The 18516-nt window shown below is 33.9% G+C and carries 19 protein-coding genes and 1 pseudogene; 7 read left to right on the plus strand and 13 right to left on the minus strand.

Annotation, left to right across the window (positions count from 1 at the left end):
- The first annotated feature begins 463 nt into the window (after positions 1-463).
- Entirely contained in the window at positions 464-904 is a 441-nt protein-coding gene (locus ABH955_RS06565; RefSeq protein WP_404455190.1) for a MarR family winged helix-turn-helix transcriptional regulator, read from the plus strand.
- A 42-nt stretch (positions 905-946) separates the two neighbouring features.
- Entirely contained in the window at positions 947-1768 is an 822-nt protein-coding gene (locus ABH955_RS06570; protein ID WP_404455187.1) for a class I SAM-dependent methyltransferase, read from the plus strand.
- Between the two features lie 372 nt (positions 1769-2140).
- On the opposite strand, the gene ABH955_RS06575 is transcribed toward ABH955_RS06570, so the two are convergent.
- The 5 genes from ABH955_RS06575 to ABH955_RS06595 form a co-directional block, all read right to left on the minus strand.
- Positions 2141-2644 (minus strand): GNAT family N-acetyltransferase, encoded by a 504-nt coding sequence (locus ABH955_RS06575; protein WP_404442784.1) that lies wholly within the window; start codon positions 2642-2644, stop codon positions 2141-2143.
- A gap of 154 nt (positions 2645-2798) precedes the next feature.
- Entirely contained in the window at positions 2799-3269 is a 471-nt protein-coding gene (locus ABH955_RS06580) for a DMT family transporter (protein WP_085311005.1), read from the minus strand.
- Between the two features lie 19 nt (positions 3270-3288).
- Positions 3289-3981: a Crp/Fnr family transcriptional regulator gene (locus tag ABH955_RS06585; RefSeq protein ID WP_060751755.1), complete on the minus strand. Its 693-nt coding sequence runs from the start codon at positions 3979-3981 to the stop codon at positions 3289-3291.
- A gap of 18 nt (positions 3982-3999) precedes the next feature.
- Complete coding sequence (locus tag ABH955_RS06590) at positions 4000-4425, minus strand: DMT family transporter (protein WP_002127319.1); 426 nt, start codon at positions 4423-4425, stop codon at positions 4000-4002.
- Between the two features lie 181 nt (positions 4426-4606).
- The gene (locus tag ABH955_RS06595) at positions 4607-5092 is read right to left on the minus strand and encodes a DUF2798 domain-containing protein (RefSeq protein WP_404455182.1); all 486 of its coding nucleotides are present in this window, start codon (positions 5090-5092) and stop codon (positions 4607-4609) included.
- 225 nt (positions 5093-5317) lie between these two features.
- Here ABH955_RS06595 and ABH955_RS06600 point away from each other — a divergent pair, with 225 nt between their 5' ends.
- Positions 5318-5920 (plus strand): DUF2441 domain-containing protein, encoded by a 603-nt coding sequence (locus ABH955_RS06600; RefSeq protein ID WP_404490996.1) that lies wholly within the window; start codon positions 5318-5320, stop codon positions 5918-5920.
- A 33-nt stretch (positions 5921-5953) separates the two neighbouring features.
- Entirely contained in the window at positions 5954-6895 is a 942-nt protein-coding gene (locus ABH955_RS06605; RefSeq protein WP_404490997.1) for a nucleoside hydrolase, read from the plus strand.
- A gap of 188 nt (positions 6896-7083) precedes the next feature.
- Here the strand turns inward: ABH955_RS06605 and ABH955_RS06610 are convergent, their stop codons facing one another.
- The 4 genes from ABH955_RS06610 to ABH955_RS06625 all read right to left on the minus strand — a co-directional run bounded on the left by ABH955_RS06610 (position 7084) and on the right by ABH955_RS06625 (position 12219).
- Positions 7084-7950 (minus strand): MBL fold metallo-hydrolase, encoded by an 867-nt coding sequence (locus ABH955_RS06610; protein WP_404455173.1) that lies wholly within the window; start codon positions 7948-7950, stop codon positions 7084-7086.
- A 390-nt stretch (positions 7951-8340) separates the two neighbouring features.
- Complete coding sequence (locus ABH955_RS06615) at positions 8341-9654, minus strand: hemolysin family protein (RefSeq protein ID WP_002085679.1); 1314 nt, start codon at positions 9652-9654, stop codon at positions 8341-8343.
- 679 nt (positions 9655-10333) lie between these two features.
- The gene (locus tag ABH955_RS06620) at positions 10334-11770 is read right to left on the minus strand and encodes a YcdB/YcdC domain-containing protein (RefSeq protein ID WP_404490998.1); all 1437 of its coding nucleotides are present in this window, start codon (positions 11768-11770) and stop codon (positions 10334-10336) included.
- Positions 11771-12012: 242 nt separating this feature from the next.
- Entirely contained in the window at positions 12013-12219 is a 207-nt protein-coding gene (locus tag ABH955_RS06625) for a tyrosine-type recombinase/integrase (RefSeq protein WP_404442799.1), read from the minus strand.
- A 208-nt stretch (positions 12220-12427) separates the two neighbouring features.
- Here ABH955_RS06625 and ABH955_RS06630 point away from each other — a divergent pair, with 208 nt between their 5' ends.
- Entirely contained in the window at positions 12428-12751 is a 324-nt protein-coding gene (locus ABH955_RS06630; protein WP_002116589.1) for a hypothetical protein, read from the plus strand.
- 119 nt (positions 12752-12870) lie between these two features.
- Here the strand turns inward: ABH955_RS06630 and ABH955_RS06635 are convergent, their stop codons facing one another.
- Positions 12871-13317 carry a putative iron-sulfur cluster-binding metallochaperone gene (locus ABH955_RS06635; protein ID WP_404455167.1) on the minus strand — a complete coding sequence of 149 codons (447 nt, stop codon included), beginning with the start codon at positions 13315-13317 and terminating at the stop codon, positions 12871-12873.
- A 29-nt stretch (positions 13318-13346) separates the two neighbouring features.
- Positions 13347-13751, minus strand: a pseudogene (gene merR / locus ABH955_RS06640) (Hg(II)-responsive transcriptional regulator).
- 222 nt (positions 13752-13973) lie between these two features.
- Between merR and ABH955_RS06645 the strand changes: the two are divergent.
- Complete coding sequence (locus ABH955_RS06645) at positions 13974-14711, plus strand: ZIP family metal transporter (protein WP_219302231.1); 738 nt, start codon at positions 13974-13976, stop codon at positions 14709-14711.
- Positions 14712-14793: 82 nt separating this feature from the next.
- The gene (locus tag ABH955_RS06650) at positions 14794-16494 is read left to right on the plus strand and encodes a pyruvate oxidase (RefSeq protein WP_219302230.1); all 1701 of its coding nucleotides are present in this window, start codon (positions 14794-14796) and stop codon (positions 16492-16494) included.
- Positions 16495-16539: 45 nt separating this feature from the next.
- On the opposite strand, the gene ABH955_RS06655 is transcribed toward ABH955_RS06650, so the two are convergent.
- Positions 16540-17544, minus strand: coding sequence for an ABC transporter permease subunit (locus ABH955_RS06655; protein WP_404455164.1), 1005 nt, complete (start codon positions 17542-17544; stop codon positions 16540-16542).
- 1 nt (position 17545) lies between these two features.
- Positions 17546-18412, minus strand: a complete 867-nt coding sequence (locus tag ABH955_RS06660) for an ABC transporter permease subunit (protein ID WP_404490999.1) — start codon at positions 18410-18412, stop codon at positions 17546-17548.
- Between the last annotated feature and the right edge of the window lie 104 nt (positions 18413-18516).

The following is an 18516-nucleotide window of genomic DNA, read 5'->3' on the forward strand; positions in this document are numbered from 1 at the left end:
CCATCACCAAATACTGAATCTAAATTACAATTATAAGAAAAAGAAGGTATCTCATCTTTGTGAGATACCTTCTTTTATATCAATCTATCATTATATTATCAACCGAAAATCATACAGCTACATACGATAAGAACAAACAAAACTAATAAACTATTTGAGAAATAACCCATAGAATACTACCCCTTTATTTCATTATGTAAAAGATTTTACCATAAAATTATTTACAGCATAATATCTGAAAAAGACATTAGCTTCATTAGTTTTTTATGTATAAAGTAATATTTTATAATATTTCTATTCTCCTCTCATAAAAAAACTTTAACTTTTCCTCTACTGTATCTCTCACGACTTAAATAACATTGATATTAGTAAATAAATAATTACTAATATCAATGTTATTATTTGTTTTTAAGTGAAAATAGTAATAAAATAATTACTAAATTGATAAAGGACACGAAAAATAATGACTAATAAAGAATTAACAAACGAATACATGAATTTATTATTAAATATGTCAGGTACTTTTAAATTATTATCAGAGAAATCCACTGAATTTACACATTTAGAGCAACACATAGTTGAGTATATTGCCCAGCAAAAAGTCGCTGTAAATTTAAAAATGATTGCTATTTATTTAAACATACCTAAACAACAATTAAGTGTAACCGTTCGTAATTTAGAGCAAAACGGATACATTGTAAAAAAACAAGATACAGTAGATAAACGAGCTGTTTTAATTTCCTTAACAGATAAAGCTGAAAAAGTACATTATGAAAGATGGAAACAAATTTATAATAATTTCACTAGTAATATTGAAAAACTCAGTGAAGAAGATCAACGTGATTTAACTTACGGACTGTATAAAACAAATAAAATGCTATCAAAAATGCTAAATAACGACTAATCATATATATAATATTTTTTATTATTAAACGGGGGACGTTTCATGGTTAAAGAAATAGATTTACAATCAGTTCAAGGTACTATGCTTATTCCACTATGGGGACGAGCATATGGTAGTGAGAAAAACAAGGATATTTTAGATGATACGGAAGCTATTCGGATTATTAAAGAATGCGACTTTGATTTCTCTAAAATAGCAGATACATTTGGCGAATACGGATGTATCACTTACATTACCCGTGCACGAAAAATTGATGATACTATAAAACAATTTATTACAAAGAATCCGAATGCTACTATAGTAAATATCGGTTCTGGTCTAGACACTACTTTTTCAAGAGTTGATAACGGTACAATACAGTGGTATAACCTTGATTTGCCTGATGCAATCGCTTTCCGCAAAACATTAATTGAAGATACACCACGAAATATAAGCATTGCCAAATCATTCTTTGACACTTCTTGGTTCAACGATATAAACTATGATCCGACGGACGGGATTCTTTTTATATCAGCAGGTGTGTTTTATTACTTTAAAGAAGAGGAACTGAAGGAGATAATTGTCGCTATGGCAAAACGTTTTCCTGGAGGAGAGTTATATTTTGATGCTGAATCAAAGTTCGCACTGACGCTTTCGAATACTACTGTAAAAAAATCTGGTAATAACGGTGCTATGATGTATTTTTATGTAAACAATCCAAAATCAATAGAAAGATGGTCTTCTAACATAAAAATATTAAGCTGTTCCCCTTTCTTTAAACATATACCTACAAATAAAGATTGGGATGGAAGTACACGAATCATGATGCGGATTGTAAATTTAATAAAGATGTTGAAGTTCGTTCATATACGGTTTGAAAAATGATTAATCTATAGCTTATATATTATATCGTATACAAAAAAGACCTCGATTTTATTAAATTCATATAATAATAGGATAGTTAGTCCATTATGAGGGCTAATTATCCTTTTTTATTTACATAATGAATGAAATAAGTAAACAATAAATATTTAGTTTAATCAGTATAATAAAGATATATAACTTGAAACGTTCGATTGTTTTTGGGTGGAGGACAAAGCCTCGGTGCGAAGGCAGCACTCCGCTTTCGAGGACATGCTTCAGTTATAGTTTGTCACTATTTGGATTATAAATCAGTTCTTTTATCTTTATCTGGATTCTCGCCCAAACTAATGACCTCTTCTCCTTTTCAATAGTTTCGAGTTAGGTCCGGGATTTCTAAAGGTCACGTACGTTCCAAACAATCTCACCGCGCTCGTCCCACGTACTGTGATGCCTCTCAAATCCTATCTTTTCTAACACCCGGAAGGACGCAACATTCCAAGCGCCTACAGTCGACCAAAGTCTGTGGCGCCCGGTAGCAATCGCAGCGTCCAGCACAACAGATGCTGCCTCAGTCGCATAGCCTTTGCCATGAGCACTGCGGAACAACTCGTATGCGATCTCCGGCTCTTCCAGTGTGGAACGACCGATAATCAAGCCACAGTATCCGATGAAATCACCTTCGTCTCGTCGGCGGATAGTGAGAAGGGAAATACCATTTTCGACTGCCCTCTTACGCATCTCGATAAGCTTGCTACGAACGGCGTCAAGGGGTGGCATATCCACACCACGTTCGCCAATTAATTTTCTCATCCAGACTGAATCGGATTCCTCCCACATACTCAGATCAAGTCGTTCAGTTTTCAGCTGGAACTCCATAGCTTTAAATAAAGCTGTCATAGTGGAAACCTCCTAGTTATGTCACTGCACTCATAATATAATGTACACCATCTTCCAACATGTACTGAATCACTTATTTTCTCTCCTTATCGCTCATTTACTACCACCTAAATGTATATGTTCTAATTATTAACACCTTTTTCCTTTAAATTCTTTAGGCCCTATCCTCATTTATAGTAATAGCTTTCTTATTCGAAAAAAGATTTTTAAAAATTCCTACCCCTACAATTAATAGACCTATACCAATTAATTTATTTATTTGTATAGGCACTCTCTCCATTCCAAACAATCCAAATGTATCAACACATAATGCAACAACTAATTGAGTAATAAGGCTAATGAGCACCGTATAAGCTGGACCTAAACTCTTTATTGCACCCATTATACAAATAATTAATCCGATACCAAACAATCCACTTATATAAAATAAATAATTTGCAGTATAAAAGTTAACGCTTATACTTTTCTCTGTAATGATATGAAATAAAACAGAACTTATGAGACCTATTCCAAGAACACATGCAGTTGTTAACCACTGTCCTACAATTTCATTCACTTTCGTATTAAAAACAGATTGTAAGCTAATTAATATTCCAGCTAATATAGCTAAACTAAATCCAATCATAACCCTTCTCTCCCTTTCATTACTCATATATATTATCTTTAGCAACTTCCTTCATTCTAGAAAAATCTTTAATCACAATAACTCCATTATTCTTTTCAATTAATTTTTCACTATAAAATTTTTGTAAAACTCGAATTACATGCCTATAACTTACACCTATAAAATCTGCAATACTTGATACAGAAGTTGAATCTAAATCCTCTTTATACATATTCCCATTACTATCCGTTGAAATCGAAAGTAAATAACTAGCTACACGTACTTCTACCGGATAAAGTAAATTTAGAGCTGTAAAACGAGTCGATATTTTTAACGTGTTCGCAATGTTTTCAAGCAAGAACTTCATAAATATAGGATCATGTAATAACTTATTTCTAATAACTGTATTAGAAATGGAGATTGCTACAACATCTGAACAAGCTTCAACAACATTATGTGCTTTGCTATTTTGTATTAATTCAATATCACCAACAATTGCTAATGGATTGATAAAGCGAAGGATTAGTTTCTTTCCTTCTGGTGTAATCGTGTAAACTTTTACTTTTCCTTTAATAACAAAATATAAACGATGAATTTCATCATCTTTATCGCAAATAAGTTTGCCTTTTTCAAAATGATTTACTTGAAAATTGTCAGTACTTATTCCTGAAAAAATTTCAAGTATATTATAAGCTTTCAAATATTGAATAATTAAGTCTGATTTATTATCCACTTACAGTCCCTTCTTTCCTTACATATTAAACACAAAAATACCTAAAATCATTACTATTGTTCCCACAATATGGTATCTCTCCATTTGTATCTTTTTTATATGAAATAATCCTTTCATTTCAATAACAGTAGCTGTTAATAATTGAGCAACCATAAGTGTTCCAGCTGTTAATGTAACTCCCATTGAATATATCGCCATTGTTTCCGCACAAATAATCAACCCACCAAGTGCGCCAGCTGCTAAATATACTTTTTTTACACCCTTTAAATCCGTTACTTTCTCTTCTTTCTTTAACAAAAATATAGTTGTTGCAATAAGAAACCCAATTAAATGCGTCATAATACTCGTCGACCATATACCGATATCTGAACTAAGTTTCGCATTAAACGTACCTTGAAGTGTAATGAATACTCCTCCAAAAACTGAAAGTAAAATACCTTTCAAAAAAATCATCTCCTAATCTTCTATCTATGATTTAATTAAAAGCTACAATACTACAACGACAAAAGGACAAATGTCACATCAATATGAAAATAATTAGTAATGTACACGAAAAAACACATCTCAAAATATGTGAGATGTGTTTAAAACATTTCATCCGTATATAATATTTTAGTAATTAAAACTACGCTACATTATCACCTTTATTCTTCAAAACAAACTTTCCAAATAAGAAACGTACAAGCGGTCCCATTATTATTAATTGAAGTGGGTACGCCATAATAAAATTTTTAATAAAAACCGAAAAATAAATTGTAACGAATGAGTCACCATGTAACCCATTATGTAAATACATCATAGCCATTCCGTAAAATGACATAAAGAATACCATTCCAATTACCATTGTTGTTGCCATCGCAATAATCATGTTTACTTTTTTTAATTTATCAAATGGTAATGCAAATACAATCTTTTTCGCACACGGTCCAACGATACATATTTCAATTAATAGCGCAATAATAAATCCAATTATTAGTTCTAATGCGATCTCCTTAATATGAATTGGCCCTCCTGCTCCATTCATTAATAAATTGTAAAACGTCATAACGATAACCATCCCGAGGCACATCATCATACCAAATTGGAGGTTTTCCTTTCTTGTTGTTGGCAATTTTCATCATCCCTTCTCTTTGAGTCTTTGTCATTATATCGATATTGGAAACTCCTTCGTAAGTGAACATTTTGTGAACATTTTTAAAGCGTTTACGTGCATTTCTTTCACTTTCCACTCGAATCCTATCCCACTCTATAACTTTATGATTATAAAGGTTTTATATATTTCAATGTTGAATTACTAAATTTAACATTGAATTACATTACTACTAGGAGGATAACCATGAATGACACAAAATTTTACGTATACCACATCGTTACAAGGAAAAAAATGAATATTGGACAAATCATTCATTTCGATAAAAATCAAACTAATACCCTCTATCACTTCTTTTTTGAAAGAGAACAATTAAACTCTAACGGTGAAGATGGCATAAAAATTTTAAACAATCATTATAAAAGTGACGGATTACATATAAATAATGAAAATGCTAAAGTAGTTATGAATTATATAGATCAAACAATTAGAGCTGTTAGAGAAACGATTGTAGAAATGGTTAGACTGCAAGAATTTCCTGAATATCCCTCAAGGTTGTCTTGCTTATATGCTTCCAAAAGCTATGAGGATGCTTTGAAATGGAAAGCTTTATTTGATTCTTATAATCGAGATGTTTTACAGATTGTTAAACTACGAGTGGTCGGTAGTTCTTTTGAAGGTGACGGAAATCTTTTACCGAAAGAAGATGGTATCCCTTTCGCTCAAAAAATGGAACAAGCTAGAGAGTATTGGAAAGGAAACGTTAGAAATGAACTTCCTGAGTTACTGATTAATGGGAGAATTGAAGTAGTGGAAATTATTGATGATTTTTCATCAATTAAAATTTAATTCCTGGTTAAATATTAAAGAATGGAGATTAAAATGATGAAAAAAGTGTACTTCAATCATGATGGTGGTGTAGATGATTTAATTTCACTATTTTTACTACTCCAGATGGAAAATGTAGAACTTACAGGTGTTTCAGTTATTCCTGCAGATTGTTATTTAGAACCAGCAATGTCTGCCAGTCGTAAAATTATAGATCGCTTCGGCAAAAATAATATTGAGGTAGCAGCGTCCAACTCTCGTGGAAAAAACCCATTTCCAAAAGAATGGCGGATGCATGCATTTTATGTAGATGCTTTACCAATTTTAAATGAGTTTGGGAAAGTTGTTACACCTGCATCAAAAAAACCTGCACATCATCATATAATAGAGACTCTTCTACAAACTGATGGAAAAACAACTTTATTATTTACAGGGCCCCTGACTGACCTTGCTCGTGCACTATATGAATCTCCAATAATCGAAGATAAAATTGAACGTCTCGTTTGGATGGGCGGTACATTTCGTACTGCAGGCAATGTACATGAGCCAGAACATGACGGAACAGCCGAGTGGAATTCATTTTGGGATCCCGAAGCAGTAGCTCGTGTTTGGAATGCTAATATAATCATTGATTTAGTAACTCTAGAAAGTACAAACCAGGTTCCGCTAACTATAGACATACGTGAACAGTGGGCAAAAGAGCGTAAGTATATTGGTGTTGATTTCCTTGGTCAATGTTATGCGATGGTCCCTCCTCTCGTTCACTTTTCAACTAACTCTACCTACTATTTGTGGGATGTATTAACTGCTGTGTTTGTTGGGAAAGCTGATCTTGCAAAAACAAAAACGATTACTAGTATCGTTCATACATACGGACCCAGCCAAGGGCGTACAGTGGAAACTGATGATGGGCGACCTGTAAATGTCGTTTATGATGTAAAACGTGATGTATTTTTCAACTATATAACTGAATTAGCAAAGAAAGCTTCTACTTGAAATTCTATCTATACGAAAAATAAATAAAGTCGTATAACTTCAGATGATGAGCCTGCAAAAAAAATTCAAATTGGTTGCGACTTAATATTTACTTATTAAAAAGAGTATTGAATTAACTTTCAATACTCTTTTTGTGCAATTATATTATATTTGATCAAAATAAGCGTTAATTTGATTAGAGTTGTATTTTACAGATTATTCATTTCATAACCATTTACAAAAAACGTTATTGTTTCTAATTCATCTTCATTTAATTCTCTATCTATGTCTCGTTTATACGATGCCTTTATATTCGCTTCATCGCCTTTATGAGTTTCCGTATAAGTTCCTACTGTTTTTAGCAAATGAATTTCTTGTAAAAACTCATCCCGATTTATAGCTGTCCCATGGGAAAAAATATATGTCTCAGCATCAAATGCCTCTAACTCTTCTACTAATTTAAACGTTCGTTTCGTCGTATAGTTCCACTTAGAAGAAAAAATATTTGCATAAATACAATCTCCTAAAAACAATATCTTTTCTTCTTTAATATAAATGACAACAGAGTCATGTGAATGGTCTCCGCCCACATGCTTTAACACACATGTCACATCACCAAGGTCTAATTCAAGTTGCTTCTGAAAGGTTAAGGTCGGCGGAATAATTTGAATATTTCTTGGTTGTTCACTGAACTCTTTTTTTATACAGTCCGCACAAAATTCAATTTCTGTGCCTTCTTTTACTCGTGTGTCCAACGCGTCATCTGTCCATTTATAAGAAACTAGTTTCTGCATCTCTCTTTTCGTTTCAGAATGCGCAATAGATAATGCACCTTGTAGTACAGGTAATCCAAAAATATGATCCCAGTGCCAATGCGTTAATGCTACAAAATCAGGATTTGAGATATTTTGCTCTTTTAGCATTTCTAAAAACAATTGTGCATGTGCTTCTGAATTACCTGCATCTATCATCAAAGTCTTTTCTTTTCCAACTACCATTCCTAAGATAGGTCTATCGGTCTCGGAAACAGGTGTCATATACCAAAATGAGTTTCCTATTTTTTTAATTTGCTGCATAACTATTGCCTCCATTTTATGAATGTGTAACAATTTCCAGCCGAGAAAATTCTTTATTTTGTATTTTGATTACTAATAAATAACAATGTCAGAAATAAAATCCTTCTACATTTTTTATTATCTAGTGAAATACAAATACTAATTTTGACAAAGGAATCCTTTCTCAACATTTGTTACTTTTAATCTATTTTACGCTACGAATTTACATTTAAATTATATTACAATTTGTATAAATGAGATACATTTTACAATATCGAAGGAGTGTTGAACCATGAATGCAAAGGAAACAATCCTGCCCTATTTCGGTAATGTGTTAACAGGTAAAGAGTTGATCAATCAATGAATTTAATGAGGAGGGCTACCATGTTATCAGCTGAATAAAAGCAGCAACTATACAGTTGCTGCTTCCAACATTTCTTTTTGTATTTCAACACGTTTGATTTGGTGAGGGTCTTTAGAAAGAATTTTAAATACATATCCTTCGCTATTTACTGTTTGCCCTTCTTGGATATCATAATTCTGCATCAGAATCCAACCACCAATCGTGTCAACATCACTATCATTCATATGTAATCCTAGTAAATCATTTAATTCGCTAATTAATACTTTACCTTCTACGACAACATGACCTTCATTCATTTGCTGGATGGGCGGACGCTCATCTTCATCATATTCATCACGGATTTCTCCTACAATCTCTTCCAGAATATCCTCAATGGTTACAATACCAGCCGTACCGCCGTATTCATCATATAAGACAGCCAACGGAATACGTTTCTTTTGCATTTGTAGTAAAAGATTATGTATTGGTATGGTCTCAATTACTTCAATTACTGGACGCGTATACGATTGAATAGAATTGAATTCTTTTGTTTCCTTATTCATATAACGAATAAAGAAGTCTTTCACATTCACCATGCCAATGATTTCATCTTTATCTTCCCCAAATACTGGGTAACGTGTATACTTTTCATCACGGATTATTTTCATATGGTCTGCTAAAGAATTATCTACATGTAGCCCTATAATTTCTGTACGGGGGACCATGATTTCTTTCGCAATACGATTATCAAATTCAAAAATATTATTTACATATTTGTATTCAGCTTGATTAATTTCTCCACGTTCATAACTTTCAGAAAGAATCAATCGTAATTCTTCTTCTGTATGTGCTACATCATGCTCTGATGCAGGTTTTAAGCCGAACATTCCTGTTATCATCCTTGCAGAGCCATTTAACAAGCGAATAAACGGATACATGATTTTGTAGAACCAGATAAGCGGAGCCGAAAGTAATAAAGTAACCTTCTCAGCCTTTTGAATCGCGAATGTTTTTGGTGCTAATTCACCAACTACAACATGTAAGTACGTCATAATAGTAAAAGCAATTCCTAAAGATAATACACCTGCAATGGAAGGATTGATGTTCCACTTATCAAATAAAGGATGTAAAAGTCTCTCAATCGTTGGTTCCCCTAGTGCCCCGAGTCCCATTGCTGTAACTGTAATCCCTAATTGACAAGCTGACAAATACTCATCCAAGTTTGATGTCACTTTCTTCGCTGCCAGCGCACCCTTCTTTCCTTCTAATACAAATTGATCAATCTTTGATCCTCTTACTTTTACAATAGCAAACTCAATTGCTACGAAAAATGCAGTACATGCGATTAAAACCACTACCATGATTAAATTAAATATGTCCAACTAATTCCCTTAGCTTCCTTGAAACTAAAGGATTCACCTCCTGATATATTTTCTCTTTCCAGACCTACTTCATACACATTGACATGAGATTGTATAAAATCTACATTCTCAAAATGATGAGGGGTACTCTGAGAAAATCGAGGTCATTTAGCCACCTATCCGAGTCAACATCTGAGTCCAATACATTTCCACCGCCTTGATTAAATTATCTATATGTTAGCATGAGAAATAAATCCCAGTCAACGTTAACATTTGAAATACCCTGAAAATTAAACAAAGAACTTCTCTCCCCTGTTTCCTAAGATTTCTTAATGCTTGTACCATACACTATAACATCCTCTTCGCTTCCACTAACTACAAGACCCTTTAGGCTTTTGCCTAACCGCCATTTATCTCCCCCTACTCATTGGTCCATTTCCTACCCATCCCTTGGGGTCGGAGCTGTTCAAGATTGATCAAAATGGATTCAACTTTTGAGATTAATTATTTAGCTTTTATAAAAAAAGTTTGATCATTTTCTGTCTGTATTGTTCAACAATCGCGCCCTTTAATGGAATAACTATCTTAAAATCACTTAATCCTTAATTAACTATAGATTTAGTTGAATAAGAAAACATAGTTGTAGTTTGGTTAGTTAATTTTGTCCCTTTGAACCTGTGCAATTTGACGTCATCACATGTTATTTATCTATATTGGAAATAACTGCTCCAGTCATGGCATCAATGTACTGGATGGAGGTCCTGGAATGACGATCACACGCTCGATAAACAAGGATATAGGATTCTGTTTCACTATCATAATTTTTGTTCCAAGCTAATTCAAAGTCCAAATGATTGATAAATATTTCACCTGCTTCTTTTTTTGAAATAACCGGTTCAACAGGGATTTGGCTCAATTGTTCCATATCAAAACGCGGTCCACTATAATGATCAACCTGCCCTGTTTGACGATTAACAACAACCATAACTAATTCAAGTTGAATTGGTATACCATGGCCGTTATGCATATGGAATGTAAATGATTCTTTCATTGAAGAATCATCCTCTTCTTCCTCGTTTTCTCGAACAATCAGTTGTAAATACCGATAATAATCTGGAACAATCATTTGTAAAAACGCAATGGCTTTTTGATAACATGCCTCACGACTAAGTCTAAGATCACCACTTCGTTCATTAAACCACATAAAGCCTCTGATTTTACCAGTTTTCTTTGAAATGAAGGCTTTAACTGTATCTTCTGACTGTCTTTTGAAAAAGCCATTTATAGATAAATCTGCTTCCTTCATCTCCCAGTCTCGATTACGCCACACTATGCCCGTTTCTTCTCCCATATCTACTTCACGAATGACTTCCATCCTCTCGGTAATACCAATGATATCTTCAATAGATAAATCTTTTCGTACGGTCGTACTCGAAGGAGGAGTAAGCAAGACATATGTTTGCGGAGCGTCTTCGTCATGTATAATCGTTAACGTTGGTTTCAAAACGTCAGCTTTATATTTCATAAAAAATTGCTCAGGTTCGTACACAAGACGGAGTCCATCTACTGCTACATCATGAGTAGCAGTAGACAACTTTGCAATTGTCAGTTGAAAATTAAGTCTATTTTGTACGTGTTCAACCAGTTTTTCTTTTGAAATCAACATTTTTGGAATAACAAGAATCCTTTTTACACCTTTATATGTAAAGTTGACAATATTCCCCGCGAGGTCTATATCAATATAACAACCAGCATGTTCTAACGGTAAGTCCATAACGATTTGTTCATAGTAAAAACGGTCTGCACAAGTAATTTTTTTTGTTTTATAGTATGTTAAATCTTTTAATGCTTCAGGATAATTGCTAAGTAAGAATTGTTCGGCACATTCTCTTTTTCCCTCTATATTTAAAGGAATCACATCTGAATTTTTATCGTTATTATCAATTGTTAAACCAATCAAATTACCAGATAAATCTAGAATAACAGTAATACCCTCATCTTGTTCTTCGTTTGTCCATGAAAAAATAGCCTCGCCTTCTCCATTCTCTCGCTCAACATACTCCTCTATGAGAGGTTGAAAATGACTAGGAATTTGGACCATCGATATTGCACGTTTCTTTAATTCTTCTCTTAGCAAGCAAGCCACCTCTGTATTTTTGATATTTCTTTCTCTTTCTCAACTATTTTAATTTTACATTACTTAAAAGAATTGATATATTTTCTTGCATTTTCCTGCTCCTTTGAATAACGTCAGTATAATAACTACTTCGAAACTTTTTCAAGAAATTCCTGCATATTCCATTAAGTGGCCCAATTCAAAAAGATACGTCTTTATATATGCACGCCTCGATTTTGATTAAAGATTAATTTCAGTAGCTTTCAAAAATATTCACTATAAAAATCGTGTCTCAGCTTTCCGCTCAGCTGAGCATATATTCTCGTGGTTTCACTCTTCTCATGACCAAGTAAGCTTTGTATTACTTCAAGTGGCGCACCGTTGTTAATCATATGTGTAGCATAGCTGTGACGTAATTGATGAGGATGAATACTCTTTTTAATCCCGGCACGGCACGATTCGATATACATTTGGATTGTTTCGTTCCAATCGACTGCAAAATGAACGAATACGTTTCTCCCTGTCTCACCAGATTTCTTGGATTTAAAGCCATTTTCCCTTTTAGGGTGATATAGTCCTTAAGATCTTGTTAAACCTGTGCAATTACGGTTGGAATTTCATTCTGTTTGACACATATCCCCAGGCTCTCTGGACACGATAAAAGATGAGGTGACTGACATGAAGGATAAAATATTAGAATTAGTACCAGGATCGGTAAAAAAATTACTCCAGAAAAAAGTTAAAGATGGAAACCGATGCCTCATTGATTTGGTTGTGGATGATGCAACTGCTTATGGATTTGAACCGGAGCAAGTAGTCCCCTGTATCATGGCGGGTTATTATGTTTATGAATCCACCACCTATCCCAGTGAAATGGAGGAAGAATGGAAGCTGAACTTGGTTTTTCATGCGGCCAATCGCTCGGCAATGAAGCTTCTGTCTTATGGGAAGTATAAAGCGAAACAATCTGAAAGTGGATGGATGAGATATACAAATCCATAAGGTTTACTTAACATACACTAACTAGCTTGGTGAGCATGGGGCACCGTCACATACCCATCAACTTAAGATTTTGAAATACCCCCAAATATTTTGGTAAAAAAAAACAACATTTAGGTTCCTTATGACATTGTTGTAACATTGCCTAAACAACAACTACCTTGTGGATTGTTTACTTCACAACCACATCGGTTTTCTCTTATGTTTTCGCGAATATGCTCTACTGGATTAGGAGTAAGTCCATTTTCCACATATTGTTTAATTTTTTCTTTTGTCCAATCAAAACAATAACAAATTGGTGTAGTTGCTGAGTCATCTTTTTGATGTACAGCTACCTTTATGGCAGATACAAAGTATTTTTTATTATTCGTATCAAAATAGACTACATCACAATCTTCGTTTGAACAAAAATAGTGATTTTCTTTAACATTTAATGTTTCTAATGCAGATGGTTTAAGCAATGATTTTAATGTAATCAACTTTACATTCTTAGCTTTATTTTTACACGATGGACAATGACCATTATTTTCAATTTTTATTCCTTTAAGGTTACTACAACAATCTTCCATTATTCTTCCACCTTTACAATTTATTATTTTTATAAATATTCTTCTGCTTTCTTTTCTGAATCCATTAAAGTTTCGATAATAGGACATTCGTAAATATCTTTGGTTTCGGACATCTTTCCTTAAGGTCTATCAACAGTTGTTTAATTTTTTTAAGGTCTTGAATTTTACGTTGGATGTCCTCTAATTTAAGAACAGTGAAATCATATATGTCACCGCACTTTGCTTCATTGCGATCGACACCCCCCTAGCAATTTGTCAATTTCATTTAAGGTAAACCCCAATTCCTGCGTCCGTTTTATGAAATTCAAACGATCGACCATTTGTAGGGAATACATTCGGTATCCTTTTTCGGTACGATTAGGCTCTGGAATTAAGCCTAATCGTTCATAGTATCGAATGGTCTCCTTGTTAAAGCGACATCTGTTTCGTTGTATCTGAAATGATCGATTATATGTATAAAATAGAAACAGTTGTTAACTATGCTCTAATTTACTACTTCTTCGTAATACTATCTTTTATTACATCCATTTAAATTCAATATATAAATTATAACGAGTTGATAGATTTTTCTCTATAATCAAACACAATTATTTGGACTAATCTTCCTCCCCTATTAGTAAGCTGAAAACACGGGGATAGAATTGGAGTGTGATGATATGGAACGTTTATGGATTCCTATAATCGTTACGTTTTTTTCGTTCGGTGGATTACTATTAGGAGGTGCTGTTGGAGTAGCAACACGCCAACTAATTGAAGAAAAGATGCATCGCTTATACGCATTATGTGGTGGGATTTTGCTTGGGCTTTTATCACTTGAAATTATTCCTGAAACATTTTCAAGCTATGAAATAATTGGGCCTATGCTCGGGATAGCTATCGGTATTTTAGTTATGAGCTTATTAGATAACTATTGTCATCATCCGATTATACATAAGAAAGATCAACAAGCATGGCAAACCTTCCTTTTTCTTTCTTTCGCTATATTCATTCATAATATGCCGAGTGGATTTGCGTTAGGAACAGCGTTTATAAATCATAATGACTCTGCCATTCCTTTCTTACTTGCGATTGTCATTCACCATATTCCAGAAGGGTTAGCTTTAATTATTCCATTTCTTTTTACAAAACATAAATACATTTCATTTTTATTAACAACTTTATTACTTTCTCTCATCCTAGGGACCGGTACTGTTTTTGGCATTATGATGGACGGGAAAGCTCTCCATTTACAAGGACTTATTATGGGAAGCGCAATTGGTTCTCTTGGCTATGTCACAATTCACGAAATGCTTTGGAAAGCAAAAAAACAGCTACCTTTCCTTCCGTTTCTATCGTGGTCTATTAGTGGATTTTTACTAATAATAGCCTTCACTCTTTTCACTGGACATCATTAAAACAAATAAGTTATATCATTTGTATATTTTCCCTTTTTCTCCAAAACATAATAGTATCTACCTATTATAAGGAGGAACGATTATGTTTGGAAAAACAGCCGGTGAAGCATTAGTGGATCTTTTAATTGACTGGGGTGTAGAACACATATATGGTATGCCTGGAGATTCCATTAATTCTATTATTGAAGCTTTAAGAAAAAAACAAGATAAAATTAAATTTATTCAAGTTCGCCATGAAGAAGCTGGTGCGTTAGCAGCGGCAGCCTATGCGAAATTAACAGGAAAACTTGGTGTTTGTATGGCTATTGCAGGACCTGGAGCTATTCATTTATTAAATGGTTTATATGATGCGAAACTCGATCAAGCTCCCGTATTAGCAATTTCAGGACAAGTCGAAAGTGATTTACTCGGAACGGATTTTTTCCAAGAAGTAAACTTAGAAAGAATGTTTGATGATGTCGCGGTTTATAACCAACGAATAATGTCAGCTGAACAGTTACCTGCTGTAGTGAATCAAGCGATTCGAATGGCATATACAAAAAAAGGTGTCTCTGTTCTTACAATTCCAGATGATGTTCCAAAATTTGAAGTGAAAAATGGTGCGCGCATTACAAACTCTTCCTTTACATTACCAGAAATATTTCCGCAAGAAGAAGATTTAGCTGTAGCGAAACTCGCACTTAATGAAGCGAAAAAACCTGTTATTTTAGCCGGAAAAGGAGCTAAACATGCGAGAGATTCTTTACTTGCATTTGCAGAACATATCGGTGCTCCAATCGTACTTACATTACCAGCTAAAGGGATTGTTCCTGATGAACACCCTCTTTGTATCGGTGGATTAGGATTAATCGGGACAAAACCTTCTTATGAAGCAATGAAGCATGCAGATACTTTAATTATGGTTGGTACTTCTTATCCGTTCACTGGTTTCTTGCCCGAAAAAGCAAAAACACTTCATATTGATACAGACCCTGCACAAATCGGGAAACGTTATACGACAGATATCGGCTTAGCTGGTGATGCTGATAAAACATTAAAATGGTTAATTGAAAATGTAGAAAAACACGAGGATCATTCCTTCTTAGAGCATCATCAAGAAATGATGAAAAAGTGGGAAGAAAAATTACACACTCAAGAAGAAGATTCTTCTACTCCAATTAAACCACAACGAGTTATGCATGCACTGCAGAAAGTAGCAGAAGATGACGCAATTCTTTCAGTCGATGTCGGAAATGTAACAGTATGGACTGCAAGGCACTTCCGTATGACAAACCAGAAATTTATCATTTCTAGTTGGCTTGCAACACTTGGCTGCGGTTTACCTGGTGCACTTGCTGGACAAATTGCTTTCCCGGATAAACAAGTGTTTGCAGTTTGTGGTGACGGCGGATTTGGAATGACAATGAATGATTTCGTAACAGCTGTTAAATATAAACTACCAATCGTTGTCATTGTATTAAACAATAATAAAATTGCTATGATTAAATTCGAACAAGAAGTTATGGGGAATATTGAATTTGGTACAGACTTAACGAATCCTGATTTCGCAAAATACGCAGAGGCGTGCGGTGGTATTGGATACCGTGTAGAACATTTAGATGACTTACTTCCTGCCTTTGAAAATGCGGTAAAACAAAGTAAACCATGCATTATTGATGTAGTTGTAGATGTAAATGAAGCACCAATGCCAGCAAAAATCACATTTGGTCAAGCAGCTGGTTATACGAAACATATGATAAAAGAATTATTTGAAGAAGGTAAGATTGATTTACCACCACTTTAAACAAAAAAAGATAGCTGAAAACAATTTGTCTTCAGCTATCTTTCTTTATTTTTGTACCTCTTTATAGAAAGAAAAATCATTCATAGTAGGTTGTACTTGCTTCTCTACTTTCACTTCTTTATCCTTCCTCTTCGGCATTCTTACATTTCCTAGTTTAATCGCATCTTGCATACTATTACTAATAAGATTTCCTGACAAAATTGTCATACTATAAAAAGCAATCGGAATAAGTACAATCCATGTATGAGTAGTTAAGTGACGGAAGTTTTGACCAATTAGGCCAGTCCATTCCTTTGTTACACTATCTGCATCTATAGCGCCAAAAATTATTGTTCCGCCAAAAAATAATTCCAACAAACCAAGATGCAAGAGGAGTAATAAAGTACTTACAAATTGCTGGGCTACTAATAAAAGAAATGATGGTAACATATGCGGCCATACATGGCGTTTCAACCTCTGCCACTTACTTCCGCCGAGCACAGTGGCCGCCAACATAAATTCTTCTTTCTTAATACGCTTGACTTCTTGCGCTACATACAACATAACTGTCGGTACTGCAAGACATGCAAGAACTATAATTTGAAACGCAACTCGCAAATGAAACGGAGCAGCTGCCTCTCCACTGTCGAACATTAAAACTCCCCTTAATATAAAATAGGAAATCATAACCATTGGTACAATGCTGAATGGGTCAAAAAAGGACGAAATAATTGGAAAAGAACGCCGACTATACATACCGAGAAATAAGCCTATGCCCCCTCCAATAATTACTCGTAAAATCGCTATAATTAAACTCGCACCAACCGTCCATTTCGCTCCCTCTATTATTAGTCGAAAAAGATCGCGGCCTTTCGCATCACTTCCGAACCAAAATTTACTCGATGGTGAAAACGGAGCAACCTCTAATTCTCCTTTTGCGTTATACATCATCGTTAGTTCACGAATATTCCCATCGAAAAACAACGTATTCCCAATACTAACAATCATAAGGACACTTAAAAAGGTTACACCAAACCAAAACCTTACATCTTTTTTAACAACTTGCCACATATTACGCACGCTCCTTTATAACATTTTGCAAAAGCGTATGTAATAAACGAAACAAGATAAAAATCGGTACATATAATATAATTAAACTTACTGTGAAAATTTCTATGTTCGAATGTTCTTTTACAAATACAAACATTCCATATGTGTTAAAAATCCATTCAATAATATATAAATTGGATAGCATAAATAAAATATTTGTTTTCGCATAATAAACTGTCGTCAATAAAACATTTCTTGAAATATGATGTGTCAAAATATGCCGTAAGCTTAACCCTTTACTCTTGGCAAACATACTATAATCTTTCTCTAATTCTTCTCTGAACCTTAATAACAAAAGTTTAATAAACAATAACATTGTTGGTATTGTAAGACATATAATCGGTAACAAACGTACTCTTTCTTCCCCTAATCCAGCCAGTTTGATTGGCATAAACCCTGTTTTTTGAAAAATAATTACGACAAGAAGTTGCGATAATAAAATAAGTAAAATATCTGGTATGCTCTCAAGGGTAAGAAAAATCCCATTCCATATTCTTTGTTTCATATGAGTTCGCTGCAGTACAAAAACAACAAGTACATACGCTATACATAAAGAAAGTAAAAATGCTGAAAGAAATACTATCATCGTTTCAATATAATGGATCCAAATTTGCGGAAATAATTTTCTCGGCGCTTGAAAACCATATGTAATTTCAGTTGGGTGAAGTACTTTCTCACCAACATATATAATTGCATTCCAAAAACCGATTAAATCAATTTGTAATCCCTTAAATAACCGAGGGAGCGCACCTAGACAGATTATACATAAGATTGCAGCAAATAATTGTAAACAAGTAACCCCACACCACTTACCAATTCGAATGAACATAACTATTACCCCTTCTATTTAAATGAATATTCAGAAACTAAAACTATGTATAGTACCTATATCTTTTAATAAAATAACTCCTCTCTCGACAAAACATATCGATT

The organism is Bacillus sp. RC240 (assembly GCF_044907945.1).
Taxonomy (GTDB): domain Bacteria; phylum Bacillota; class Bacilli; order Bacillales; family Bacillaceae_G; genus Bacillus_A; species Bacillus_A mycoides.